Source organism: Solirubrobacter soli DSM 22325 (genome assembly GCF_000423665.1).
Classification (GTDB): domain Bacteria; phylum Actinomycetota; class Thermoleophilia; order Solirubrobacterales; family Solirubrobacteraceae; genus Solirubrobacter; species Solirubrobacter soli.
Window position 1 is genome coordinate 76,488 of the sequence record NZ_KE384070.1, and the last position, 24,114, is coordinate 100,601.

Below are 24,114 nucleotides of genomic sequence, written 5' to 3' on the forward strand. Positions count from 1 at the left end.
CGGCGCGGCCACACGGGCCGCGCCGCGCAAACCTAAAGGGGCCTGACCCCTTTAGGTTCGGGTGGCCAGCTCGGCGTCGCCGAGGCGGCGTTCGAACGCGGAGGGGATCAGCAGGTCGGCCGGTCCGAGCTCGTGGATCGAGGAGCGCGCGAGACCCATCAGGGCGGAGTCGATGCCACTGCGCAGGATGTCGAGGACGTTCTCGACGCCGGCCTGGCCGTTGGCCGCGAGCCCCCACAGGTACGCGCGGCCGATCATCACGGCGCGGGCCCCGAGCGCGAGTGCCTTCACGACGTCGCTGCCGCGGCGGATCCCGCCGTCGAGCAGGACCTCGATGTCGCTGCCGACCGCGTTGGCGATCGCCGGCAGGGCGCGGATGGAGGCGGGTGTGCCGTCGAGGTTGTTGCCGCCGTGGTTGGACACCGAGATCGCGTCGAAACCGGCTTGGACCGCCCGGCGTGCGTCGTCGACGCGCATGACGCCTTTGAGCATCAGTGGGCCGTCCCACCGCTCGCGCAGCCAGCCCAGGTCGTCCCAGGTCGGCAGCGGTGTCTGCATCCACTCGCCGTAGACGTCGAAGAACGTTCGCGCGGGCTCGCCGAGCACGCCCATGTTCGGGACGGTGAGCTCGGGGATGCCGCCGGTCTTCGCCCACGACGCGAGCCAGCGGGGCCGGGTCATGACCTGGGGTGCGAACTTCAGCATCGTCTTGAGGTCGAGCTGGTCCGGGATCGCGGGGCTGCCCCAGTCCCGGCTGTGGGAGAACGACCAATCCAGCGTCAGGATCAGCCCGACGGCGCCGGCCTCGCGGGCGCGTCGCACGCGCCCGAGGATCTGCTCGCGCGTGCCCGCCCAATAGAGCTGGAAGAACGTCGACGCGTTCGCGGCGACGACGGCCTCGACGGGCTTGGAGGCGAACGAGCTCAGCCCCATCGCCACTCCGCGCGCGGCGGCCGCACGCGCGACCGCGACCTCGCCCTCCGGATCGACGGCCTGCACGCCCGTGGGGGAGATCAGCACGGGCATCGACACCTGCTGGCCCATCACGCTCGTCGACAGGTCGCGGGCGTCGCTCAAGCCGGCGACGTGCGGCGCGAAGGCCAGTTCGTCGAACGCCTCGACGTTGTCCGTGAGCGTCAGCCCGCGCTCGGATCCCGCTCGGATCGCCATGTACACCGAGTCCGGGAGCCGCTTCTTGGCACGTCTGTCCGCCTCGGCCACCGACTCGAACCATGCGCCGGCCATCAGACCCGCACCAGCGTCTTTCCGGTGGTGTCGCCGTTGAGCATGCGGATCAGTGCCTCGGGTGCGTTCTCGAGTCCGTCGACGATCGTCTCGCGGTAGACGAGCCGGCCGTCGTTGAGGTAGCCGGCGAGCTCGCGCTGAGCTTCCGGGAAGCGATGGAGGTACGCGCTGGCGCGAAAGCCGCGCAGCGTGAGGTTGTTGGCGACCGCCTGGAAGAGGTTGCTCGGGCCGGGCACCGGCTCCGTGCTCTCATACTCGGAGATCGCGCCGCACATCGCGATCCGGCCCCACGGCCGCATCCGCGCGAGCGCGGCCTGCAGGTGATCGCCGCCGACAGCGTCGAAGTAGACGTCGAGGCCGTCGGGAAGCGCGTCGAAGCCGTCGTGGTAGTCGAAGGCGGCGTCGAGCCCAAGCTCGTCGAGCAGGTGGCGGACCTTCGCCGGCGAGCCGGCGCTGCCGATCACGGTGTGGCCGCGCAGCTTGGCGATCTGTGCCGCGAGGCTGCCCACGGCGCCGGCCGCGGCTGAGACCCAGACGATGTCACCCTCGCGCAACTCGGCGGCGTCGATCAGCCCGACCCAGGCGGTGAGCGCCATGTTCCCGACGGCGCCGAGGAACTTCTCGGGCGACGCGAGCGAGGTGTCGATGTGCGCGAGCGTGCCGACGCCGCCCAACGAGGGCCGGCCCGCCTCGACCACGGCGTAGTCGCGCCACCCCCACGCGTGCGTCACCGCGTCGCCGGGCGCGAAGCCCTCCGCGCGCGACTCGACGACCTCGCCGACCGTCAGGATCTCATCCATCGCGGCATGGAGCGGGAACGAATTGAAGTAGCCCGCCGGGCCGCTCTCGCGCAGCCGTAGACGCATGCCCGGGTCACACGAGGTGAACAGGTTGCGGACGAGCACCTCGCCCTCGGCCGGCGCGGGGAGATCGACCTCCGCGACACGGAAGTGCTCCGGGCCGACCGGACCTTGCGGGTACTCGATCAGCTGGACCTGGCGCGCGGTCATGCCGCCCTCAGCAGCAGGCATGAGGCGAGCGGGCCGGCGCCGGCCGAGACGGCGGCGACCTTGGCATCGGCGACCTGGCGCTCGTCGGCCTGGCCGCGCAGCTGGAGGCAGGCCTCGTAGAGGTGGCCGAAGCCGTGCAGGCGCCCGGCCGACAGTTGCCCGCCGGACGTCGCCAGCGGCAGCTCGCCGTCGAGCGCGATCCGGGAACCGCCCTCGACGAACGGCCCACCCTCGCCCTTGGCGCAGAAGCCCAGGCCCTCGAGCCAGAACAGCGTCAACACGGTGAAGCCGTCATACAGGTTCGCGACGTCGACGTCGGACGGCTTGAGGTCGGTGCGCGACCACATGTGCGCCCCGGCGCTGGCGGCCGCCGTCTGCGTCATGTCCTCCCACTGGTCCCACGACGCGCGACCGCCCAGGGCGCTTCCGACCGCCTCGAAGTGGATCGGCTGGTTCGGCATGTCGGCGGCGTGCTCGGCCTTCGACACGATCAGCGCGGTCACGCCGTCGACCGCGATGTCGCAGTCGAACAGACACAGCGGGTCGCTGATCATCTTCGAGGACAGATAGTCGTCCATCGTGAGGTCGCCCTGCAAGACGGCCTTCGGGTTGCGCTGGGCATTGCGGCGCGCGTTGAGCGCGATCGCCGCGAGTTGCTCGCGGGTCGTGCCGTACTCGTGCATGTGACGCGTGGCGTAGAGGCCCATCCAGTTCGGTCCCGAGAAGGCGCCGAAGGGGAGCATCCACTGCATGGCGCCGGTCACGCCGCCGGCGTCGCTGTTCACGCGCTCGGTGACCGTGCGCCACACCGTGGCCTCGTTCAACGCGCGGTAGACCAGCACGTGCTCGCAGACGCCGGTGGCCACCGCCATGCAGGCATGGATCACCGCGGCGAACATGCCCGGCGTCTCGGGGCCCCCGTAGTACCAGGTGGGGTGCAGCCGCAGCGCGTCGATCACCGCGTGCGGGCCTGGGCCGGACGATCCAGGGCTCGACGGCGCGAGGCCGTCGGCGCGCGACACCGCGCCGGGCCAGGAGATCACGCCGTCGATGTCGGCGGGCTTCAGGCCGGCGTCACCGATCGCCTCCAGCGCGGCGTCCAGCGTCAAGGCCATCACGCCCTTCTCGACGCGGCGCCCGACCTCGGACTGGCCGATGCCGGAGATGATGCAGGCGTCCTCGAACTTCGTCATAGGGGCCACCCCCGGGATGCCCGAAACCGGACGGTCGATCCCTCGCTGGCGGTTGCCGGGCTCGCTCATGGCGCGGGGCGGAAGAAGGGGATGAACGCGTCACCGCGGGGCTCGAAGTCGACAGCGACGGCCATGCCGATCGCCGGCGTCTCGCAGTCGATCACACGCGCGATCAGGCGCAGCCCGGACTGCTCTTCGAGATCGACGACCGCGAGCACGAACGGGACCTCGAGGTCGGGCATCCACTGCTGGCGGTTGATCGTGTACGTGTAGACCGTGCCGCGCCCGCTGACCGCCTTCGGCGCGATGTCATCGCTCCAGCACTGCGGACAGCGCGGGGACGGCGGGTGCAGGTAGTAGCCGCAGGCGTTGCAGCGCTCGATGCGCAGTTCGCCGTCAGCACCCCCAGTCCAGAACGCGCGGTTCTCGTCGTCGATCTGCGGTTTCGGCAGGGCCATTTGCGGGTTTCTCCTCGAACTGCTACTTTGCCTGAACTGAAATCGTATCAGTATTTGAGATCAGCGTACACACGCGCTTTCGGAGGAGATCGGCCCGATGAACCTAGCCCAACTTGTGGCGACCCAGGCGGAGCGCTACGGCGCTCGCCAGCTCGCGCTCGTGGATGGTGAGCCGCTGAGCTACGAGCAGCTCGCCGATCGCGCGGGCCGCTTCACCTCCGGCCTGCAGGAGCTCGGCATCCAGCCGGGCGACCGCGTCGCGGTGATGATGCCGACGCGGGCGGAGTTCCTCTACGCCTGGTTCGGGATCCTCGGCGCGGGGGCGATCGAGGTGCCGATCCACGATGCGGCGCGCGGCCCGGGGATCGCGTACATCCTCGAGACCACGGGCGCGCGGGCGCTGATCGTCGACGAAGAGCACGTCGAGCACGTCGCGGGCCACATCGACTCCGTCGAGCAGGTGATCGTCCGCGGCGACGCCGGCGAGCTGTCTGCGCTGGACTTCGCGTCGCTGATGGCGAACCCCGTCGCGGCGCCGGTCGCTCGTGAGCCGGGCGACCCCGCTTCGATCCTCTTCACCGGCGGCACGACCGGCCCGCCCAAGGGCGTCGTGCTCCCGCACAACCACAACCTGAACCTGGCGCAGGGCGTCGTCGAGCTCGTCCGCTACACCGAGGACGACGTCCTGTACTCGGTCTTCCCGCTCTTCCACGCCAACGCGAAGTACATGAGCGTGCTCGCGGCGCTCGTCTCGGGCGCGCGCGTCGTGATCGACCGCCGCTTCTCGGCGAGCCGCTTCTGGGAGATCTGCCGTCGTGAAGGCGTGACGGCGTTCAACGGCCAGGGCGAGATGCTGCGCATCCTGCTCAAGCAGCCGGAAAGCGACGCGGATCGCGACAACACGGTGCGCGTGGTCGTCGGCGCGGCCGCCGCGACCGATCTCGTGCTCGAGTTCGAGCAGCGCTACGACCTCGCCGTGCTGGACGCCTACGGGATGACCGAGACCGGCCCGACGATCGCGGCCTCGTGGGAGGCGCGGCGCGCGGGCGCCGCCGGCCTGCCGACGCCGTGGTACGAGGCGAAGGTCGTCGGCGCCGACGACGTCGAGGTCGGCCCGGGGGTCACCGGCGAGATCGTCGTGCGCCCGAAGCTCCCGTTCGTGATGATGGAGCGCTACTGGGGCAACGACGCCGCGACCCTGGCCTCGATGCGCAACCTCTGGTTCCACACCGGTGACAACGCCTACCGCGACGAGGACGGCTACTTCTGGTTCGTCGCGCGCGGGACGGACTCGATCCGCCGTCGCGGCGAGAACGTGTCCGCCTGGGAGGTCGAGCGCGTGCTCGCCGATCACCCGGAGCTGCTCGAGGCCGCGGTCTACGGCGTGCCGTCCGAGCTCGGCGGCCAGGAGGTCATGGTGGCCTGCGTGCGCCGCCCGCAGTCCGAGGTCACGGCCGAGGGACTGCTCGACTACTGCACGGGCAAGATGCCGCACTTCGCGGTGCCGCGCTACGTCCGCTTCATGGACCGGCTGCCGCGCTCGCACGCGCAGCGGGTGCTCAAGCCCGAGCTCAAGGCGGCCGGCGTGGATGCGCCGGGGGTGTGGGATCGTGAGTCCGTCGGCTACGTGGTGCAGCGGTAGGAGGCCAGAGATGACTCTGGAAGGCAAAGTGGCGGTCGTCACCGGCGGTGGCGCGGGGATCGGTCGGTCGATCGTGCAACGGCTCGCCGCCGACGGTGCTCGTGTTGCGGCGTTGGACATCCGGCTCGAGACCGCCGAGAAGAGCATCGAGCTCGCGGGCGGAGCCGGACTGGCCGTCGTCTGCGATGTCAGTGACAGCGCGTCGGTGGACGCGGCGATCGCGCGGGTGGAAGCCGAGCTCGGACCCGTCGACATCCTGGTCAACAACGCGGGCGCGATCGTCATGGACCACCTGCGCCGCGTCAAGCCGCTGGTCGCCATCCAGCGCCAGGAGGCGTCCAACGGCGGTGTGAAGACGCCGCTGAACGCGCTCGTGCGGTTGACCGACGACGAGTGGCGGCGGACGCTCGCCATCCACCTCGACGGCACCTTCTACTGCACGCGGGCGGCGGTGTCGTACATGGCGCCCCGCGGCCGCGGGGTCGTCGTGAACATGTCCTCGATCTGCGGCCTGGAAGGCTGCACCGGGCACCCGCACTACTCGGCCGCGAAGGCCGCCATCCTCGGTTTCACCAAGGCCGCGGCGAAGGAGCTGATCGTGCAGGGCATCCGCGTCAACGCGGTCGCCCCGGGCCACGTCGGCACGGACACGTTGCAGGGTGAGATCAGCGAGGAGCGCCAGGCGCTGGCGAACTCCACGCCGGCCGGCCGCCTGGCCGAGCCGGCGGAGATCGCCGCGACCGTCGCGTTCCTCGCCTCCGACGACGCGAGCTACTTCGTCGGCCAGATCCTGAGCCCGAACGGGGGGCTCGTCACGGCCTGAGCTCTCTCTTGAGCACCTTGCCTGCCGCGTTGCGCGGCAGGCTGGGCACGAAGTGGATCGCGGTGGGCTTCTTGTAGCTCGCCAGGTGCCGGCGGCAGTGGTCGATGAGCTCGGCCTCGGGCGCGTCGCCGACCACGAACGCGACCGGCGTCTCGCCCCAGCGCGGGTGCGGCGCGCCGACGACCGCGACGTCCTGCACCGCGGGATGCTCGCGCAAGACACGCTCGACCTCGGCGGGGTAGATGTTCTCGCCGCCGCTGATGATCATGTCCTTCTTGCGGTCGACGAGGTACAAGTAGCCCTCGTCGTCACGGGTGGCGAGGTCCCCGCTGTGGAACCAGCCGTCGACGTCGGGCTGCTTCCAGTAGCCGCGCATCACGAACGGGCCGCGGTAGACGATCTCGCCGACCCCGTCGACCTCGTCGACCAGGCGGAGCTCGACGTCGCGCATCGGTCGTCCGACCGAGCCCATCTTGCGCGTGGCATCGGGGCCCTTGAGCAGCGTGGTCGCGCCTGACATCTCCGTCTGGCCGTACGCGCTCACGATGTCCACGCCGGGATAGGTGCCGGCGAGCGCCTCCAGCGTCTGCCGCGAGGCGGGCGCCGCGCCCCACATGGCCACCCGCAGGCGCGTCTGCTGCGGAACGGCCGTCACCTGGTCCTATTGCGTCGGGACGAAGATGCACATCGTCACCGCGTGCTCCGCCATCAGGCGCACCGCGTTGTGCGGGTCGAAGCCCGTCGTCGGCGTGATCACCGCCTTCGCGCCGAGCGCGAGGAACGGCAGCATTCCGTTGATGCCACCGATGTGGAAGAGCGGCTGGCCGGAGAGCCACACGTCGTCGGCGGTCGCGCCCATCTCGTGGATCCAGCTGCGCGTGGACGCCAGCAGGTTCGCGTGGGTGAGGACGGCGCCTTTGGGGCGGCCGGTCGTGACGGACGTGTAACAGATCAAGGCCGCGTCGCCGGCCGGCGCCTGCGGCGCGGGGTCTCCGTCGAGCGTGCCGTCGACCAAGGTCGTCGCGCCGCAGTCCGCGAGGATGTAGTCGATCTCGCTCTGCGTCAGGCGGAAGTTGATCGGCACGGCGATCGCGCCGAGCCGATGACACGCCAGCATCGTCTCCGGGAACTCGAGCCCGTTGTGCAGGAGCATCGCGACACGGTCGCCGCGCTTGACGCCGCGCGCGGCGAGCGCGCCCGCCACCCGGGCCACGCGCTCGTGCAGCTCCGCGTGCGTGCGCTCGCGCCCGTCGAAGACGAGCGCGACGCGTTCGGAGCGAGGGTGCGTCAGGTCGTCAAGACGGTGCACGCGCTGACCCCGGGAGCGCCGTAGACCTGGGTGAAGCCGACCCGCGCTGGTCCGGGGATCTGGCGCGCGCCGGCGTCGCCGCGCAGCTGCAGCACGACCTCATGGACCTGACGCAGCCCGGACGCGCCGATCGGCTCGCCGTTGGCCAGGCAGCCACCGTCGGTGTTGACCGGCAGACGCCCGCCGATCCGCGTCGCGCCGCTCTGGATCAGCGCTTCCTGCTCGCCGTCCTGGCAGAGGCCGGTCTCGGCGAGGTGCATGATCTCGGCGCCGGACTCGGTGTCCTGGAGCTGGGCCACGTCCACGTCCTGCGGCCCGATGCCGGCCCGCTCGAACGCCGCCGCGGCCGCCTCGGCGGTGGGGGACGGCCCGTCGTGGACCGGGATCGAAGGGCTGAAGACCTCGAAGGACCCGAAACGGCGCGTCTTGAACACCGCCGAGCGCAGGTAGACCGGCTTGCGTGCCCTCGCCTTCTCACCGCGCGCGAGCACGAGCGCGACGGCGCCCTCGCCGGGCGAGCAGAACATGTACTGGCGCAGCGGGTCGTTGACCAGCTTCGAGTCCAGCACCTCATCCTCTGACAGCGGCTTCCGGCGCCAGGCGTTCGGGTTCAACGCCCCGTTCTCGAAGGCCTTGCTCGCCACCTTGGCCAGCGTCGACTCGCTGATCGAGTGCTGGGCCATGTAGCGCTGGATCTTCATCGCGAAGAACTGCGTCGTCAGCATCAGGCCCGACTCGCCGTACCACGAGCCGATGCCCCACTCCTCGGGCAGCGGGTTGAACGCGCCCGGAGGGTGCTTGTCGAAGCCGACCACGAGCGCGGTCTCCGCGCTGCCCGCGATCAGCATCGCGTGGGCCGTGATCAGCGCCGAGCCGCCGGTCGCGCACCCGTTCTTGACGTTGATGAACGGCACGCCCGTGAGGCCGAGCACGGACACCGTGGTGTCGGCGTTGCCCGCCGCGTCGGAGCCGCCGGCGGCGAAGTCGATCTCGTCCCAGCCCAGCCCCGCGTCGGTCAGCGCGCCGCGGGCGGCGTGCGCGGCCATCTCGAGTCCCGTGACGCCGGGGTGACGACCGAATGGGTGGATGCCCACGCCGATGACCGCGACGTCGTCGCTCACGATCGCACCGGCCGGAAGGCGAAGGCCGCGTCGGGGATCAGTGTCAGCTCCATCTCCATGCCGATCTCGAGGTTCGCGGGGTCCGCCTCCGTCAGGCGCGCCTCGACGCGCACCTCGCCCGGCAGCTCGATGTAGCCGACGCCGTAAGGCTCGAACGCCTCGGGCCCGGTGTAGGGCGGGGACTTGGGGCGGAACCGCTGGATCGTCCAGCTCCACAGCGTGCCGCGGCGGGCGAGCCTGCGCTCCTGGACGTCGGTGGACGTGCAGCGCGGGCACGCGCCGAGGCGCGGGAAGCTCACGGTGCCACAGCTGCGACACTCGGAGCCGAGCAGCACCGGGTCGCTCGGCGTGCCGGCGAGCAGGTCAGCGTGCATGCGTGTGCGTGGGAAAGCTGATGGCGGGCGAGCGACCGACCATGTAGCGGTCCATCCGCCCGGCCGCGTCGAGGTGCGCGACCGCGAGGAACGTGCCGATGAAGCGGCCGTCGTCCCAGCGCGTCTCGCCGAGTGCGAACTCCGTGTCACCGTCGACCGCGGAGGAGACGACGTAGTGCGCCCAGCCGTCCATGTCACCCGCGTCGATGAACTCGCGCAGCTGCTGCTTGCCGCCGCGGAGCTGCGTGGCCTTGCGGTCCTCGCCCGCGGCCCACTCGATCGCGAACTCGACGTCGTCGGAGACGAGGTCGAGCGACGAGTACGGCTCCGGGCCGTCGAGGGCTTGGAAGTAGCGCTCGAAGAAACTCATCGGACACCCTCCACGAAATGGGACGCCTGAAACCCGCGGCTGAGCCCGCCGTGACCGCTGATCAGGCTCATGCCGCGGCGCGCTCCAGACCGGGGGCGACCGGGGGAAGTCCGATCATCAGTAGGGCGAGCTCCGTGTAGTACTCCGCGACGCGGGGCAAGGCGATGATCCCATTCGGCCGGTACCAGTGCCAGATGCTGTTGTAGAGGCCGAGCACGGCGCGCGTGAGCAGCCGCGGGTCGGTCTCCGGGATCGCGCCGTCGCGCATCGCGCCGGCGAGGAAGCTCGCCCAGGCGAACTCGAGCTCGCGCATGCGCGAGCGCGCGGCCTGACGTGCCTGCTCCTCGCGCTCTGAGCTGCTGGGGCTCGAGAGCCGCCCCTGCTCGGCGACGAGCACGCGATTGCGGAGCACGTCATGGTCCGAGAGCGAGAAGCAGCTCGCCATCACGGCCTCGAAGGCGCGCACCGGATCGCGTTCCTGCGCGGTGATCGTGGCGAACCGGCTGCGGAAGTCCTCGATGGCCTCGTCCATGATCTCGTAGAGGCAGTGTTGCTTGGACTCGAAATAGTGATAGAGGGCGGTCGCGCCGACCCCGATGTCGGCCGCGATGTCGGCCCACTTGGTGTGCTCGTATCCGTCCCGGCCGAAGCGATCCGTCGCCGCGGTGAGGACGTCGTGGCGCTTGCTGCGCCCGCGACGACCCTTCTGCCCTTCCTGAGCTGAATTCATCTTAGGTAAAGCTTATCATCTATTGAAGCCACGTCAACGGGAAGTGGACTGCCTAGTTCGCTTCGGTGGCGACGACGGCTGCGAACTTGCGCAGCGCGGCCTCGCGGCGGGTGGGGAGGTGCTCGCTGGGTAGTCCATTGGCCGGGACCGTGTACCCGCGCAGCTCGTGACGCGCGACGAGCTCGCGGTGGACCTCGTCGGCGCCGTCGACGAAGCGCGCGTGGCGGGCGAAGCGGTAGAGCATCTCCAGCGGCATGTCACCCGAGTAGCCGAGCGCGCCGTGGATCTGGACGGCCCGGTCGATCACGTCGTGCAGGACCTTGGCGCCGAAGAACTTGATCATCGAGACGTCGGTCCGGGCCGCGCTCGAGCCGTGGTTGTCCATCACCCAGGCGGCGTGCAGGGTCATCAGGCGAGCCGCCTGCATCTCGGCGGCGGAGTCGGCGATCCAGGCCTGCACGGTCTGGGTGTCCTTGAGCAGGCCGTGCTTCACGGGTCGATAGAGCGCCCGCTCGCACATCGCGTCGTAGGCGCGGCGGGCCATCCCGAGCCAACGCATGCAGTGGTGGATGCGGCCCGGGACGAGGCGTTTCTGGGCGATCAGGAACCCTTCGCCTTCGGCGCCCAGGAGCGCGTCGGGCCCAAGGCGGACGTCCGTGTAGAAGATCTCCGAGTGCCCGCCGAGGACGCCGAAGCGCTCCTGCGGGTGCTCCATCGTCGGCACGTCGCGAACGATGCTCACGCCGGGCGCGTCCACCGGCACGATGAACATCGAGGCGCGGCGGTGCGGCGGCGCGTCGGGGTCGGTGACGGCCATGACGATCAGGAAGTCGGCGATCGAGCCGTTGGACGTGAACCACTTGTGACCGTTGAGGACGTAGCCGTCGCCGTCCTTGGCCGCGCGCGTGACGAGCTGCGTGGGATCGGACCCCGGGGTCTCCGGCTCGGTCATCGAGAACGCGCTGCGCAGGTCGCCGGCGAGCAGCGGATGGAGCCAGCGCTCCTTCTGGTCGGGCGTGCCGGCGAGCGCGAGGATCTCGCTGTTGCCGGAGTCGGGCGCCTGGCAGCCGAACACCGGCGGGGCGTAGATCGAGGTCCCGAGGATCTCGTTCATCAGCCCGAGCTTGATCTGGCCGAAGCCCTGGCCGCCGAGCTCCGGCGGCAGATGCGCGGCCCACAGGCCGCGCTGCTTGACCTGTGCCTGCAGCGGCGCGTTGATGCGATCGAGGTCGGCCTGGGTCAGGCGGTCCTCGATCGCCTCGATCGGCCACACCTCTTCGCGCACGAAGGTGCGCATCCACTCGAGCTGGAGCTCGAACTCGGGATCGGTGCTGAAGTCCCAGGCCACGTCGTCGTCCTTTCGGCAGAACTGAACTCGGATAAGTTAGCAGGAACCGTGGCGTACACTAGTCGCGTGGCCGATCGGGACGACGATTCGACGTTCGGGCAGTTCATCCGGCATCAGCGCGAGATGCAGGACCTGACGATGCGCCAGCTCGCCGATCTGGTGGGCATCTCGAACCCGTACCTCTCGCAGATCGAACGCGGGCTGCGCGAGCCGTCGGAGAAGGTGGTCGAGGCGATCGCCGACAACCTCGAGATGTCGGCCGAGACGCTCAAGCAGTACCGGCCGCGTCCCGCGGCGGGGGCGTCCGAGGAGTCGGCGGTGGTGGCGGCGATCCGGGCCGACCCGGACCTGAGCGCGAAGGAGCGGGCGGCGCTGATCGAGGTCTACGAGGCGTTCGTGGCCAGAAAGCACTGAGCCGCGGCACCCTTGCGGGTACCGCGGCTCAGGATTCGCCGCAGGGAGGGATGGAGCGGCGAAGGGGAAGCTTCAGCGGGAGGCGACGAGGTCGCGCGCGGCGCTCGTGTAGGCCTTGGTGATCTCGCGGGCGAAGTCGGCCTGCGTGGCGGCCACGGTCTGCAGCCACTCGACGCGGGTCGCGCCGGCGGCCTTCTCGTAGCCGTCGGCGATCTGGACGACGGCCTTCTCGTAGGAGGCCAGGTAGGCGGCGCCGGCCTTGCGGCTGTTCTCGGCGGCCTTCTCGTTGAACTCCGTGACCTTCGCGGTCGCCTTCTCGTTGAACTCGGCGACCTTCTCGGCCGTGGTGTCGATCGGATCGGTCTTCGTCTGCGTGGCCATGTCGTTTCCTTTGGTCGGGGGGCCGCTTGCTTGTGTTAGCAAGATTAGCAACCGAGTTGGCTAAGTCAAGTGACTTCAGGTAAATTTCCTGGCATGCTCCACTTCGAATCCACGGGCGACGGCCCGGCCGTGCTGCTGATCATGGGCCTCGGGCTCCCGGGAGACGCCTGGTGGCGCACCGTCCCGGTGCTCGCGCGCTCGCTGCGGGTCGTGACGTTCGACAACCGCGGCTGCGGACGTGGCGAGCGTCCCGCCGGCCCGCTGACGCTCGCGGGGATGGCCGCGGATGCCGTCTCCGTGCTCGACGCGGCCGGCATCGCCCGCGCCCACGTGTACGGGATCTCGATGGGCGGCATGATCGCCCAGGAGGTCGCGCTGCGATACCCGGAGCGCGTCGATTCGCTCGTGCTCGGTGCGACCTCCGCGGGCGGGGTCGCCGCGACGCCGCCCGACCGCGAGACGCTGGCCTTCCTCACGCGCCGCGCCGCGGTCCCCGATGAAGAGGGCCGCTGGGCGTCCGTCCCGTACGTGTACAGCGAGCGCACGCGCCGGTCGGGCGCGGACCGGATCGGCGAGGACTTCGCGCGCCGGCGGTCCTATCGGTTCGATCCGGTGGGCTATGGCGCGCAACTCGCGGCCGCGGCGGGACACAACGCGGCAGCGCGACTCGGTGACATCGCCGCGCCGACGCTGGTCGTGCACGGCGCCGAGGATCGGATGGTCCCACCGGCCAACGGCCGCGCGCTCGCCGCGCGGATCACGGGTTCACGCCTGCTCGAGCTCGACGACGCCGCGCACCTCTACACCACCGATGAGCCCGCCGCCGACGAGGCCGTGCGCGCGTTCCTGACCAGCTAGCCGACCGCTTCGAAGAAGCGGGCGACCTCGGCGTCGGCCTCCGGCGCCTCGGTCGTGTACAGATGGCCCGCGCCCTCGAGCAGGTGGAGCCGGCCCTGGGGCAGGCGGCTCGCGATGAGATGGGCGTTGGCCACGGGCACCACACGGTCCTCCTCGCCATGGATGACGAGCGCGGGCATGCCGATGCGACCGAGCCGGCTCGTGCAGTTGTGCATCGCGGCGGCCATCATCTGGGCCTGATAGGCCGCCTCGTCGAACTCGTACTCGAGGCGGCGGCGGATGTCCTCGGCGATCCGGTCGGAGTGCTCGTCGCGGCAGCGACGGCTGTAGTTGTAAGCGACCGACGCCCAGGCCGCCTCCTCGCGCGAGAGGTTGCCTCGCGTGCTGAAGAAGTTCATGACTTCCTCGTCGGCGAGCTTGGCCTTGCGGCCGCCCGGGGTCGTCGCACCGAGCACGAGCGACCGGACGCGCCGGGGATGGCGGAGCGCGATCTGCTGGGCGACCATGCCGCCGAGCGAGAGCCCATAGATGTTGGCCTGCTCGATCGCGAGCGCGTCGAGCACGGCGACGGCGTCATCGGCGAGCGCCTCGGTCGTGTACGCGGGGGTGAGGCCGCGGGAGCGGCCGACGCCACGATTGTCGAACGTGATCACGCGAAAGCGCTGGCTCAGCGTGTCCACCGTTCGCCACCACGCCCCGCCGCTGAGGCCGAGGCCCATGACGAGCAGCACGGGCTCGCCCTCGCCGGTGCTCTCCCAGTACAACTGGGTGTGCAGGTCGGGGTGCGCGGTGCCGGAGGCGGTCGCTGGGCGCATCAGACCAACCATAGAGCAAGTGTTAGCAAGTTAGCTTCAGGTTCGAGAACACGGCGCAGCGGCGGGTCTAACGAGTTATTTGAAATGACTTCAGTTCTGGTGTAGGGTCCCGGCCATGAACACTCCTACCCACATCCGCCGCTTTGTCGTCCCCACCGTTCGCGAGCTCGGTCTTTCCGGCGCGGGCCACGACGTCCCCCCTGAAACGCGCGTCACGCGCCCCACGCAACGCTCGCTCGTCGCCGCCTCGCTGCTCTTCTGCCCCGGCCGCGCGGGACGCGGTTGATGCGGGCCTTCCAGCTCGTCGAGTGGCAGCAGCCGCCCGTGCTGCGGGACGTGCCGGTGCCGGAGCCGGGCCCGGGCGAGGTGCTCGTCAAGGTCGGTGGAGCGGGTGCGTGCCATTCCGATCTCCACGTCATGGAGTGGCCCGCTGGGTTCCTCCCGTACGAGCTCCCGTTCACGCTCGGGCACGAGAACGCCGGTTGGATCGAGGCGCTCGGGCCCGGAGTCAAGGGCTGGGAGGCCGGCGAGCCCGTCGCGATCTACGGCCCCTGGGGCTGCGGGCGCTGCCGCCCGTGCCGCACGGGGCTCGAGACACTGTGCGAGCGCGCGAAGGAGCTCGGCGCGGCCGGCGGCGGCCTCGGCCGTGACGGCGGCATGGCCGAGTACATGCTCGTCCCCGATCCGCGGCTCCTCGTGCCGCTCGGTGAGCTGGACCCGCGCGACGCCGCGCCCCTATCGGACGCCGCGCTGACGCCGTATCACGCGATCAAGCTCGCGCTGCACCAGCTCGTCCCGGGCTCGAGCGCGGTGGTGATCGGCGTGGGCGGCCTCGGGCACATGGCCGTGCAGATCCTCCAGGCGCTCTCGCCCGCGCGGGTGATCGCCACAGACATCGACGCTTCCAAGCTCGAACTCGCCGCCGCCGTCGGTGCGCACCACACCGTCGCCGGCCCGGACACCGCCGCGCGGATCCGAGAGCTCACCGCGGGCAACGGCGCGACCCTGGTGCTCGACTGCGTGGGCGGCGACGCCACGCTTGCGCTGGACGCGGAGATCGTCGCCCGCGGCGGGGCCGTGATGGTCATCGGCGTCGCCGGCGGCACGCTGCCCTACAAGTTCAACACGCTTCCGTCCGACGCCAGCCTCAGCCACCCCTACTGGGGGAGCCGCGTGGAGTTGGCCGAAGTCCTCGAGCTGGCCCGGGCGGGCCACATCGACGCGCACGTCGAGCACTTCCCGTTGGAGCGCGTCGAGGACGCCTACGAACGCATGCGCAACGGCACGCTCTCAGGGCGCGCCGTGATCACGCCGCATGGCTGACCCTCAGCCCGACAGGACTCGCTTGCAGTGCGCCATCAAGGCGTCGTAGTCCGCTGAGCGGGTGATCTCGATGTATTCGGCGTCGGTCACGGCCTCCAGGTTGTGGCCCGGTGCCCAGTAGTAGGTCTCGCCGGCCTCGTAGTCGCGCGCGCCGTCGGCGCTGTGTACGCGCATGGTGCCGCTGATGATGTAGCCCCAGTGCGCGCATTGGCAGCGGTCGTCGGGCATTCCCGCGAACAGCGGGTCGGTCCTGAGCCCCGCGTCGAGGCGGATCATGCAGGTGGCCAGGCCGTCGGCATCCGTCCGCCGGATGCCGACGCCGGGGCCCTCGAGTTCGGGGGTCAGGTCTTCCCAGGACAGTCCGTCAGCCACCGTGGCCTCCCGCGCCGCTCTACAGATCCGTCGTGACCGTACGTGATCTGTCACACGACGGTCAAGGGGCCCGGGTGTGGCCGCCGTGGATCTAGCCGACGAGCGATGTCACCATCGCGCAGAACTGCTCCTCGGTCATGTCGAACCCCGGGTGCGGCCCGCCCACCGCGACGACCTCGTCGTCGATCGTGACCCCGCCCGGGGTCCCATCGCCAAGGGTGTCGAACACGACGCGGTGGCGGAGCACGCCGCGATCGCGCAGCACGACCCGGCCGGCGCCGTCACGCACGACGAACGGTTGGCCCGCCTCGACGACGGTGAACTCGTAGACGTTGCCGCCCACCGGCGTCGCCGCGATCTCGTTCTGCACCGAGTGGCCCTCGAACGTCATCGTCTTCCCGTTGGCGGCGTTGGTGAAGACGTCGCGGTAGTCGAAGTTCAGCCGCTGGAAGAAGGCCTGCCCACCTGACGCCTTGTCCACGCGCACCCGGAAGTTGCCGCTGAACGTGCTGCTGCGGGTCAGCGCGATGCCACACTGCGGGTCCGGGACGGTCTCCGAGCCCTCGAACGAGCCGCGATCCACCACCGTGGCCTGCGCGGGTGTCACACCGAGCGCCATCACCGCCGCGAACCCCAACGTCGGAATCCAACGAGCCGGCAACTTCCGCGAAACGGACATCGCGACCTCCTGGCGGTTGATGGAGCGAACCTATCCGCCAGCCGCCAGCAGGTGCAATGGCATCGGCCACAGGGCGCGCTGCGACGGGCAACAGCCCGTCATCAGCGGTTGACGATGCGTCTCAGCCGACGGACGAGTCGAACGAGGGAATCGTGCAGTCGTGGAAGCCGGGGCTGTCGTAGCCGTGTGCGGCGCCGACCGGGATGCGGAGCGGGATCGAGTCATGCTGCGTCTGCGAGGGATCGGTGGCGCCGCCGAGCAGCAGTGGCACGGCGGTGACGCGGGCGATCGCGAACTGCGGTCCCGCGGTGAGCGTGGGCACGGCAAAGCTGCCGCCCATCTTGACCGACGCCTCGGCGCCCGCGTCCTCCGTGAACGTCGTGGTCGAGGGCGTGTCGCCGGGATCCCAGATCTCGTCCTTGGAGAAGTAGAGCTGCACCGTGGCTCGCACGCCGGTGGTGGAGTAGTTCGCGAACGCGACGCTGCCGGTGACCCGGTCGCCGGAGCAGATCCGCCGGTCGCCGGACGTGGAGCTGGTCTTGCAGGCGTTCGCGTCCTCGTCCCACGTGCTCGAGTCCGGGCAGAGCGCCACCTGCGAGGAGGCGTCGTCACCGGGCTGCGGCGCCGCGTACCACGTGTTGCGCAGACCGACGGCGTAGCTGGTGCCGACGTCGCCGTAGGCGTTGCGCAGCGTGCCGACCTCCCACGGGAGCATCCGCACCCCGTTGTCCTTGCCGCCGGCCCACGGGAAGCCGCCCGGGGAGCGGTGGTTCATGAACGAGTACACGCCCTTGACGTGCTTGAAGCCGAAGGCGTGGAGCAGCTCGTGCAGGAACGTCGGCCTGAACCACGTGCCCTGGTAGGTCGGCGCGGTGTCGTACCAACGCTCTCCTGGAGTCTCGTCGGGATCCGGCGTGAGGTAGTTCCACGTCTTGTCGGCGGGCCAGGGGAACTCGATGTGCGCCTCGCTGATCGTGCAGTTCGATGAGTCGATCCTCGCTTTCGTCAGACCGTCGGCGCCTTCGCCGTCGTTGTCCTCGGTGACCGCGCTCCGCGGCGAGAAGCGGACGTGGATCGTGGGCACCGAGTCGTTGACCCACGTGTCCCAGTAGTAGGGGTCCGTGGTCGTGGTCACGCTGGTGATCCGCGCCGACAGGTCGGGCGTGTCGCTGAACTCGTTCGCGACCTGCTGGATGGCGTTGACCATCTTCCCTTCGTCATCCGGCTTGGCGCCGCCGGCATTGAATTGCGTGGTGTGGATGACGATCCGCGGCTGCTTGGTCCACACCGGCCATCCGCAGCCGCCGCTGCTGCCGCCGGCCGTGTGGTCGCTCGCGCTCGGGGGCTGGTCCCTGACCTCCGCGTGGGCGCTCGCGACGCCCACGCCCAGCGCCGCGAGCGCGATCAGGAGCGCCGAGGCGCGCGTGCTGAAGAATCGGTTCAAAGGGATCGGCTCTTTCTGTGGGAAATGGTGGTCATTTCCGGGTACGACCTTCGTCGGCGGGCGAAGGTTGGCCGCTTGGCATGCGGCCTCATCACGGTGCGTCAGACAGCACCGTCGAGCTCGTGCTGCTAGGGGCGGCCGGCGTGTGGCGCGGGTTGGTGGGGCGCCGCGAGCAGCCGGCCGGTCGTGCCCGGTCCTTCGCTCATCAACGCGTCCATGCCGCGCCAGTGGGCGGCGGCGATGAACAGGGTCCGGCCGTCATCGCCCCCGAGCATGCAGGCAAAGCAGCCGCGATCGACCGTGACGGTGTCGAGCACCTGGCCGCCCTCGCCCACGCGGACGCAGTGCTCGCCCGGGACACTGGCGACCCAGATGGTTCCGTGCGCGTCGGCGCAGATGCCGTCCGGCGCGTGCTCGAGCGCGGCCCAGACCCGGCGCCCGGACAGCGCGCCGTCATCCGCCACGTCGAAGCCGACGAGTTGCCGGGCATGCGAGTCGGCGACCACAAGCGTTCGGCCGTCGTCGATCAAGGCCATGCCGTTGGGCCACAGCAGCCCGTCGGCGACCTCGCGCACGCTCCCGTCCTGGCCGACGTGGACGACGATCCCCGGGCCCCCGTTGACGTACGCGCTGCCGGCTCGGTCGACCACGAGCTCGTTGAAGGGAGCCGGACCGAAGCCGCTCAGATCCGCGATCTCGGTCAGGCTCCCGTCAGGCGCCTGGCAGAGCAATTGCTGCCGGCGCCCGTCGATCACGAGCAGCCGTCCGTCGGGAAGCCAGTCGATGCTGAACGGAAGCGTCGACGCCGCCAGACGAGCGATCGTCTCGCGCCGTCCATCCGGCGACACGGCCAGCACCTCGCCGCTTCCCCAGTTGCACACCCAGACCCGCCCGCCACGCCACCGGGTCGACTCCGGAAAGCCCAAACCATCCACGATCACCCGTGTCTCGCTCATCCGCATCTCCTTGCCCGAACAGCACTCAAGACACCAGACTCCGCACGCTCGCGATCCTCATCGCCGCGAGACGTGAGTCAGAGGTCGTAGGCGATGCCGGCGCGCCCGCGCGCGCTCAGGCGGGTCTTCAGCGACGCCAGGGTCGGGCTGTCGGGAGCGATCGCCCCGGCGACCTGCATGGCCGAGTAGAGCGCCGTCTCCTGCAGGTCCATGCCGGTGGTGTATTGGCCGCTGAAGTACAGGCCGTGTTGACCTTGCAGCGGATGCAGGGCGCGTGCTGCCTTGATGGTCGAGCGGCCGATGATCGGGTGCTTGAACCGCCGCTCCAGGAGCACGTGCTTCGGATCGGCGCGCCGGCGCTGAGCCCAGGACTTGAACACGTCGACACCCGTGCCCCCGGCAGGCGTCTCCTGCAGGGCACCGAGCCGGGAGCTGCCCTCGCACTCGAGTCCGTCCACCCCGGCGTTGTAGGCGGCCCAATTGCTGCGATCGCGGTGCACATAGGCCGGATCGGTGTGAATCAGGAGGCGGGAGTCGAAGTACCTGTACTCGTCCAGGAGCTCGGTGGCGTCGGCGAAGGCCGGCAGCGGCCGCAGCAGCTCGCGTCCGGCGCGCGGAGGCGCGTTGAGCACGACGAACCGGTAGGGCCCCTTGCGGCCCCGCGGCGTGCGCACGAACCAGCCGCCGCTCTTGCGACTCAGAGCCTGCGCCGGCCTGGAGAGATGCACCCGGACGCTCGGACTGCGGTCGAGCATGCGCTGGAGGTTCCCCTGCAGGCCGATCTTCGAGTTGTACGTGGTGGCGCTCTGGGACAGTTCGGCTGGAAACGCCAGCGCGAACGTCTGCAGGATCGACCGCGCCGACGCTCGTCGCGCGTCGCCCCGCGTACAGCCGATCGTCGCCGTGATCCACGGATATAGGACGTCGCCCTTGAATGCCGGCTTCAAGGGCAGGCCGCGGATCCAGGCGTCGACCGTCGTCTCCCACGACATGTCGGTCAGAACCGCCTGCCGAGCGAGTTGAGTGAACGTCGCAAAGTCGACGGCACGTTCCGGAGTCGAGAGCGGGTTCAACGACGAGAAGACCGGCGCGCCGCCGGCCGTGGGGAAGATGCAGAGGCTCGCGGGAGCCTGCACCGTGGCGTCGCCCTCAGGGTGCTCAGGGTCGTAGAGGCCCAAGTCCTCCAGCAACGTGACGTAGATCGGGTGGGTGTCGGGATGGAAGAACTGCGCGCCGAGATCGACGACGACGCTCTGCCCGCGGTGTTTGATCACCCGCGAATCGCAGTGGCCGCCGATCCGGGATCGTGCCTCGAAGAGGTCGACGTCGAAGCCGGCGGCGAGGAAGTAGGCCGCCGCGACGCCGCCCATGCCGGCGCCGACGATCGCCACGCGATCGCGCCCGGTCCTCGGCCGTGATCTGCCGGCAGCGCCGGCCGGCAAGGCACCGAGCGCCGCCAAGCCGACCGCCCCTTTGATCGCATCGCGGCGAGTTCCTTGCCACCCTCTGGCTGCGATCACGGCGACGGGTGGATGTCGTCGACCCAGTCGACCTGCTGCGGGTTCGGCTCGACGTCGGGCAGATCGAGGTTGACCACGACCGCCTCCTGCCCGGACCGCACGACGACGCATGACAGCTGCTGGGATGCCTCCGCGTTGATCTCCTGGTGCGGAACGTACGGCGGGACGTAGATGAAGTCGCCGGGGCCGGCCTCGGCGACGTACTCCAAGCGCTCGCCCTAGCGCATCCGCGCGCGTCCGGACACGACGTAGATGACGCTCTCGACCGGCCCGTGGTGATGTGCCCCGGTCTTGGCGTCGGGCTCGATGTCGACCGTGCCCGCCCAGAGCTTCTCGGCGCCCGCGCGCGCGGTGGTGATGGCGGCGGCGCGCGTCATGCCCGGGGTCTGCGGCGTGTTGCTATCCAGCTCGCCGGCCCGGACGACGCGAACGCCATGGGTGCGCCAATCGGTCGGCACGACCACAGTATCCCGCAGCGGGCACGCGCGCGCGGCTGGACGATCCGATCACCCGTTGAGGATGAGGACGCGCGGCGCCGCGATTGCTTGCATCCGCCTATGAGGCTCGATCTCGGCTGCGGCGTCCGGTGCGGCGACGGAGCCTTCGGTGAACTCGCCGACGTCATCGTCGACCCGATCTCGCGCCGCGTCACCCACCTGGTGGTCGAGCCGCACGGCCGCCACGAGCGGGCGCGGCTCGTCCCGATCGACCGCGCGCGACCCGCGGACGACGGGATCGCGCTGGACTACTCGCTCGTCGAGGTGGAAGGGCTTGACCCCTTGACCGAGTCGGCATACATCCGCGCGGGCGAGTCCGTCGCCGCGGACCCGGACTGGGACATCGGTACCCAGGACGTGCTCGCGCTCCCGGTCTACCAGGAGCTGGACGGCATGGGGACCGTGATCGATCCCGACCCGCACGTGATGGTCAACTATGACCGCATCCCCAAGCACGAGGTCGAGCTGCGTCGCTCGAGCGCGGTGTTCTCGACGGATGGGCATCACCTCGGCCAGGTGGAGGGCTTCCTGGTCGGGAGCGGTGAGGCGGCCGACATCGTCCTCGCGCGCGGCCATCTGTGGGGGCGGCGGGAGATCGTGATCCCCGCCGCGGCGGTGGAGCGCGTGCAGAACGACTCGATCACGTTGACGCTGACCAAGCAGGAGGTCGGAGCGCTCGACGCCCGACGCGTCCACCGCTGGTTCTAGTCGCTCACGTGAACGCGTTGACGGCGCGCGCGATGACCAGCCCGAACAGGGCCAGCGCGACGGTCGACTGCACGACCATCGCGTACTTCATGCGGTGCGTCAGGGGCATCACGTCGGTCGGGCTGAACGCCGTGGCGTTCGTGAAGCCGAGGTGCAGGTAGTCGAGGAACACGGGCTTCCATCCGGCGGGAGCCACCTCGGGGCTGAGGTGCTGGGTGAACGCGAAGTCGACCGGCGTTCGCAGGCTCTTGCGCGCGAGCGGGCCGCCGCCGTCCACCAGCCAGTACAGCATCGCGAAGGCGATGATGTTGCCGAGCCACACCTCGCCGCCGGAGGCCAGGAGCTCGCTCGGCGAGTTGCTGACCCCCGCGCCCCTGATCAGGTCCGAGATCAAGACCCCGGTCCCCCACAGCGCGGCGAACACGAGCAGACCGACCAGGACCAACGACACGCGCCGGAGCCGCTGGCGCTCGCGGGCGTTGCCCGGATTGCTCGTGAGCAGCACCAACAGCATCAGGCCCTCGACCGTCGGCATGAGCCAGGGGGAATGCGCCACGCCGGAATGTGGCAGCCACATCCGCACGATGATGTTGACCGCCATGAACAGGGCCACGGCGACGATCGGCGGCCAGCGCGACTCCCCGATCGGCAGTTCGTCCACGGATGTGACGTCAGGTCCCGACGACCTCGAGGACGCGGACGTCGGCGCCGGTCCGGCGCTTGAGCGACTCGACATCGAGGTGTTGGCGGTAGAGCGCGGACTCGTCGCCCCGGGCGACGATCAGCACGTCCCCCGCGGGGAAGAGCGCCAGGGCGTCGATGATCGCGTGCTCGGGGTTGCGGTCGCCGACATGGCCGGCGGCGTTGATGCCCGCGCGGCGCAGCGCGGCGACGGTCCTGGTCTCGGCTCGCAGGGCCCGCGCGTAGTCGTGCTCGTCGACCCGCAGCCCGCTGGTGCCGAGGCCCTCGGGGGCCACGAACATGATCGAGCGGCCCTCCGCGGAGTCGGCGCCGACGGCGTCGAGCACCTGCTCGCAGGTCAGCGCCGCCGTGCACATCACGATCGCGCGACCCGGCGCCGCGACGACCGCGGGGGCCTCGTCGTCGTCGCCGATCACGCCGCGCAGGTCGACGATGATCGCGATCGCGATCAACCCCATGGCCAGCACGCCGAGGACGGCGATCCAGACGTCGCCGGTGTCGGCGAGGGCCGCGACGCAGAGCACGCCGATCAGCACGAGGCCGAAGGCGAGCAGGACGACCTTGGGTTCGCTGAGTCGAGGGCGCATGGGCATACGATTCCGCCGCGCGTACCGGCGGCCGTCATCCGATCGGGGTGATCAGGCGGGAACGGTCTCCGGCGGCGGCTGCGCTTCGGCGGCACGGGCCCGGGCGACGTCGGCCGCGATGTGCGTCGCCGCCGAGGTCAACGGCGCGGCGAGCACGAGACCGATCGTCCCGAACAGGGCGCCGCCGGCGATCGTGACGATCAGGACGGCGAGCGGGTGGATGCCGAGCGCCGCGCCGTAGGCGATCGGCTGGATCAGCTGCTGAAGGGCCCCGTTGGCCAGCAGGATGATCACGGCCATGATCAGGGCGGTGCTGCTTCCCTTCGCGCCCAGGGCGATGAGGACGGTGAACGCGCCGGCCGACCACGCGCCGAGGTAGGGGATGTAGGCGGCGACGAAGTTGACGACGGCGATCGTGCCCGGCATCGGCACCCCGAGCACGAGCGCGCCGAGGCCGATCACGACGCCGTTGAACGCCGCGACGGCGGTGACGCCCGCGAAGTAACCGCGCAGCGCCTGCAGCATCCGCTCGCCCACCATCTGCCCGACCGCGTGCGGCAGGCCCATGTGGCGCTCGAGCCAGTCACGGATCTGTGGGCCGTCCTTGAGCAGGAAGAAGAGGCTCAAGGCGGTGAACGACGCGAAGATCGCCAGCGATCCGAGCGCCTTGACGCCGGTCCCGAGCCCGCCCAGCAGCGCATGGAAGGCACTGCTCACGCCCGCGCTCGCGTCAACGTTGGCCTGCTTGGCGGCGTCGGCGCTGACGCCCGCGTCCTGGAGCGTGCTCTGGAGCTTGGTTGCCGCGCTCTTGAGCGCGCCCGTGATCTCGGACGTCTGGCTCGTGATCCCCGCGACGATCAGCAACGTGAGACCGACGCCGGCCGCGATCACGCCGACGAAGACCAGCGCCGCGCCGGCCCCGCGCGGGACTCCGCGATGCTGCAGCCGGCGCACCAGCGGGGAGAGCACCGCGGCGATGATCGACGCGGTCACGACCGGGATGACGATCGTGTTGGTCAGCGCCAACAGCCAGATCGTGCCGGCGATGAGCACCGTCACACCGACGAGCAGCCATGCCATGACCCCGAGGTTTCGCAGCCAGTTCGGCACGTTGAACATCCCGGCGAGCTCTCCCGGCGCGATCTCGACGAACTCAGCCTGCGCGTCGGGTCCGTCGTGCCGGCGTTCGCGGATCACGCGTCGAGTTCGCATCGCCTGACCTTCTCGGAGCGCGC

General features: G+C 70.3%; 27 protein-coding genes and 2 pseudogenes. 7 read left to right on the forward strand and 22 right to left on the reverse strand.

Features of this window, described 5'->3' with window-relative positions; translation table 11 throughout:
• Nucleotides 1-51: 51 nt before the first annotated feature.
• The 4 genes from mftD to G569_RS0133340 all read right to left on the reverse strand — a co-directional run bounded on the left by mftD (nucleotide 52) and on the right by G569_RS0133340 (nucleotide 3,906).
• Nucleotides 52-1,245 (reverse strand): pre-mycofactocin synthase MftD, encoded by a 1,194-nt coding sequence (gene mftD, locus G569_RS0133325; protein WP_028066623.1) that lies wholly within the window; start codon nucleotides 1,243-1,245, stop codon nucleotides 52-54.
• Nucleotides 1,245-2,276 carry an NADP-dependent oxidoreductase gene (locus G569_RS0133330; protein WP_211233160.1) on the reverse strand — a complete coding sequence of 344 codons (1,032 nt, stop codon included), beginning with the start codon at nucleotides 2,274-2,276 and terminating at the stop codon, nucleotides 1,245-1,247. Before G569_RS0133330 ends, mftD begins: the two co-directional genes overlap by 1 nt.
• Nucleotides 2,252-3,448 carry a thiolase family protein gene (locus G569_RS0133335; RefSeq protein ID WP_028066625.1) on the reverse strand — a complete coding sequence of 399 codons (1,197 nt, stop codon included), beginning with the start codon at nucleotides 3,446-3,448 and terminating at the stop codon, nucleotides 2,252-2,254. Before G569_RS0133335 ends, G569_RS0133330 begins: the two co-directional genes overlap by 25 nt.
• Before the next feature lie 65 nt (nucleotides 3,449-3,513).
• Nucleotides 3,514-3,906, reverse strand: a complete 393-nt coding sequence (locus G569_RS0133340) for a Zn-ribbon domain-containing OB-fold protein (RefSeq protein ID WP_028066626.1) — start codon at nucleotides 3,904-3,906, stop codon at nucleotides 3,514-3,516.
• Between the two features lie 97 nt (nucleotides 3,907-4,003).
• On the opposite strand from G569_RS0133340, the gene G569_RS0133345 reads away from it, so the two are divergent.
• Both G569_RS0133345 and G569_RS0133350 read left to right on the forward strand, forming a co-directional pair.
• Nucleotides 4,004-5,548, forward strand: a complete 1,545-nt coding sequence (locus tag G569_RS0133345; protein ID WP_037501076.1) for an AMP-binding protein — start codon at nucleotides 4,004-4,006, stop codon at nucleotides 5,546-5,548.
• Between the two features lie 10 nt (nucleotides 5,549-5,558).
• Nucleotides 5,559-6,371 (forward strand): SDR family NAD(P)-dependent oxidoreductase, encoded by an 813-nt coding sequence (locus tag G569_RS0133350; RefSeq protein ID WP_028066628.1) that lies wholly within the window; start codon nucleotides 5,559-5,561, stop codon nucleotides 6,369-6,371.
• On the opposite strand, the gene G569_RS65700 is transcribed toward G569_RS0133350, so the two are convergent.
• The 7 genes and pseudogenes from G569_RS65700 to G569_RS0133380 form a co-directional block, all read right to left on the reverse strand.
• Nucleotides 6,361-6,747: a class I adenylate-forming enzyme family protein gene (locus tag G569_RS65700; RefSeq protein WP_371683503.1), complete on the reverse strand. Its 387-nt coding sequence runs from the start codon at nucleotides 6,745-6,747 to the stop codon at nucleotides 6,361-6,363. The genes G569_RS0133350 and G569_RS65700 overlap by 11 nt on opposite strands.
• Nucleotides 6,745-7,680: pseudogene (locus G569_RS64890) on the reverse strand (AMP-binding protein); the annotation flags it as partial. The pseudogene G569_RS64890 and the gene G569_RS65700, both read right to left, overlap by 3 nt.
• Entirely contained in the window at nucleotides 7,659-8,801 is a 1,143-nt protein-coding gene (locus tag G569_RS0133360) for a thiolase family protein (protein ID WP_028066629.1), read from the reverse strand. The gene G569_RS0133360 and the pseudogene G569_RS64890, both read right to left, overlap by 22 nt.
• Complete coding sequence (locus G569_RS53680; RefSeq protein WP_037501079.1) at nucleotides 8,798-9,175, reverse strand: Zn-ribbon domain-containing OB-fold protein; 378 nt, start codon at nucleotides 9,173-9,175, stop codon at nucleotides 8,798-8,800. The genes G569_RS0133360 and G569_RS53680 overlap by 4 nt, the downstream gene beginning before the upstream one ends.
• On the reverse strand, nucleotides 9,165-9,545 hold the full coding sequence (locus G569_RS0133370; protein ID WP_028066630.1) for a hypothetical protein: 381 nt from the start codon (nucleotides 9,543-9,545) through the stop codon (nucleotides 9,165-9,167). The genes G569_RS53680 and G569_RS0133370 overlap by 11 nt, the downstream gene beginning before the upstream one ends.
• A 67-nt stretch (nucleotides 9,546-9,612) precedes the next feature.
• Nucleotides 9,613-10,275 (reverse strand): TetR/AcrR family transcriptional regulator, encoded by a 663-nt coding sequence (locus tag G569_RS53685; RefSeq protein ID WP_053227359.1) that lies wholly within the window; start codon nucleotides 10,273-10,275, stop codon nucleotides 9,613-9,615.
• Nucleotides 10,276-10,327: 52 nt separating this feature from the next.
• On the reverse strand, nucleotides 10,328-11,623 hold the full coding sequence (locus G569_RS0133380) for an acyl-CoA dehydrogenase family protein (protein WP_028066631.1): 1,296 nt from the start codon (nucleotides 11,621-11,623) through the stop codon (nucleotides 10,328-10,330).
• Nucleotides 11,624-11,689: 66 nt separating this feature from the next.
• Here G569_RS0133380 and G569_RS66160 point away from each other — a divergent pair, with 66 nt between their 5' ends.
• Nucleotides 11,690-12,037: a helix-turn-helix domain-containing protein gene (locus G569_RS66160; RefSeq protein WP_028066632.1), complete on the forward strand. Its 348-nt coding sequence runs from the start codon at nucleotides 11,690-11,692 to the stop codon at nucleotides 12,035-12,037.
• Between the two features lie 72 nt (nucleotides 12,038-12,109).
• Here the strand turns inward: G569_RS66160 and G569_RS53690 are convergent, their stop codons facing one another.
• The gene (locus G569_RS53690; RefSeq protein WP_053227360.1) at nucleotides 12,110-12,418 is read right to left on the reverse strand and encodes a phasin family protein; all 309 of its coding nucleotides are present in this window, start codon (nucleotides 12,416-12,418) and stop codon (nucleotides 12,110-12,112) included.
• A gap of 93 nt (nucleotides 12,419-12,511) precedes the next feature.
• Between G569_RS53690 and G569_RS53695 the strand changes: the two genes are divergently transcribed.
• Nucleotides 12,512-13,276: an alpha/beta fold hydrolase gene (locus tag G569_RS53695; protein WP_037501082.1), complete on the forward strand. Its 765-nt coding sequence runs from the start codon at nucleotides 12,512-12,514 to the stop codon at nucleotides 13,274-13,276.
• Here the strand turns inward: G569_RS53695 and G569_RS53700 are convergent.
• Nucleotides 13,273-14,091, reverse strand: coding sequence for an alpha/beta fold hydrolase (locus G569_RS53700; protein ID WP_053227361.1), 819 nt, complete (start codon nucleotides 14,089-14,091; stop codon nucleotides 13,273-13,275). The two genes, G569_RS53695 and G569_RS53700, sit on opposite strands and share 4 nt — an antisense overlap.
• A gap of 115 nt (nucleotides 14,092-14,206) precedes the next feature.
• Between G569_RS53700 and G569_RS63255 the strand changes: the two genes are divergently transcribed.
• Together G569_RS63255 and G569_RS0133405 are read left to right on the forward strand one after the other, a co-directional pair.
• Nucleotides 14,207-14,377, forward strand: coding sequence for a hypothetical protein (locus G569_RS63255; protein ID WP_157592495.1), 171 nt, complete (start codon nucleotides 14,207-14,209; stop codon nucleotides 14,375-14,377).
• Complete coding sequence (locus G569_RS0133405) at nucleotides 14,377-15,414, forward strand: NAD(P)-dependent alcohol dehydrogenase (protein WP_028066633.1); 1,038 nt, start codon at nucleotides 14,377-14,379, stop codon at nucleotides 15,412-15,414. Before G569_RS63255 ends, G569_RS0133405 begins: the two co-directional genes overlap by 1 nt.
• Before the next feature lie 3 nt (nucleotides 15,415-15,417).
• On the opposite strand, the gene G569_RS0133410 is transcribed toward G569_RS0133405, so the two are convergent.
• From G569_RS0133410 to G569_RS66565, 6 genes and pseudogenes are all read right to left on the reverse strand, one after another.
• Nucleotides 15,418-15,786 carry a cupin domain-containing protein gene (locus G569_RS0133410; protein WP_053227362.1) on the reverse strand — a complete coding sequence of 123 codons (369 nt, stop codon included), beginning with the start codon at nucleotides 15,784-15,786 and terminating at the stop codon, nucleotides 15,418-15,420.
• A 91-nt stretch (nucleotides 15,787-15,877) separates the two neighbouring features.
• On the reverse strand, nucleotides 15,878-16,423 hold the full coding sequence (locus tag G569_RS0133415; protein ID WP_028066635.1) for a hypothetical protein: 546 nt from the start codon (nucleotides 16,421-16,423) through the stop codon (nucleotides 15,878-15,880).
• A 163-nt stretch (nucleotides 16,424-16,586) separates the two neighbouring features.
• Nucleotides 16,587-17,909 (reverse strand): hypothetical protein, encoded by a 1,323-nt coding sequence (locus tag G569_RS0133420; RefSeq protein ID WP_028066636.1) that lies wholly within the window; start codon nucleotides 17,907-17,909, stop codon nucleotides 16,587-16,589.
• Between the two features lie 128 nt (nucleotides 17,910-18,037).
• On the reverse strand, nucleotides 18,038-18,865 hold the full coding sequence (locus G569_RS0133425) for an SMP-30/gluconolactonase/LRE family protein (protein WP_037501333.1): 828 nt from the start codon (nucleotides 18,863-18,865) through the stop codon (nucleotides 18,038-18,040).
• Nucleotides 18,866-18,942: 77 nt separating this feature from the next.
• A complete protein-coding gene (locus tag G569_RS0133430) occupies nucleotides 18,943-20,256 on the reverse strand; it encodes an FAD-dependent oxidoreductase (RefSeq protein ID WP_028066638.1) in 1,314 nt (437 codons plus the stop codon).
• A gap of 125 nt (nucleotides 20,257-20,381) precedes the next feature.
• A pseudogene (locus G569_RS66565) lies at nucleotides 20,382-20,861 on the reverse strand (cupin domain-containing protein).
• A gap of 81 nt (nucleotides 20,862-20,942) precedes the next feature.
• Between G569_RS66565 and G569_RS0133440 the strand changes: the two are divergent.
• Nucleotides 20,943-21,590: a hypothetical protein gene (locus tag G569_RS0133440; protein WP_028066639.1), complete on the forward strand. Its 648-nt coding sequence runs from the start codon at nucleotides 20,943-20,945 to the stop codon at nucleotides 21,588-21,590.
• 4 nt (nucleotides 21,591-21,594) lie between these two features.
• Here the strand turns inward: G569_RS0133440 and G569_RS53710 are convergent, their stop codons facing one another.
• From G569_RS53710 to G569_RS0133455, 3 genes are read right to left on the reverse strand one after another with little or no spacing between them, the layout of a single operon-like run.
• The gene (locus tag G569_RS53710) at nucleotides 21,595-22,251 is read right to left on the reverse strand and encodes a hypothetical protein (protein WP_037501085.1); all 657 of its coding nucleotides are present in this window, start codon (nucleotides 22,249-22,251) and stop codon (nucleotides 21,595-21,597) included.
• A 10-nt stretch (nucleotides 22,252-22,261) separates the two neighbouring features.
• Complete coding sequence (locus G569_RS0133450; protein WP_037501089.1) at nucleotides 22,262-22,879, reverse strand: hypothetical protein; 618 nt, start codon at nucleotides 22,877-22,879, stop codon at nucleotides 22,262-22,264.
• A gap of 51 nt (nucleotides 22,880-22,930) precedes the next feature.
• Nucleotides 22,931-24,091 carry an AI-2E family transporter gene (locus tag G569_RS0133455; protein WP_084285972.1) on the reverse strand — a complete coding sequence of 387 codons (1,161 nt, stop codon included), beginning with the start codon at nucleotides 24,089-24,091 and terminating at the stop codon, nucleotides 22,931-22,933.
• Between the last annotated feature and the right edge of the window lie 23 nt (nucleotides 24,092-24,114).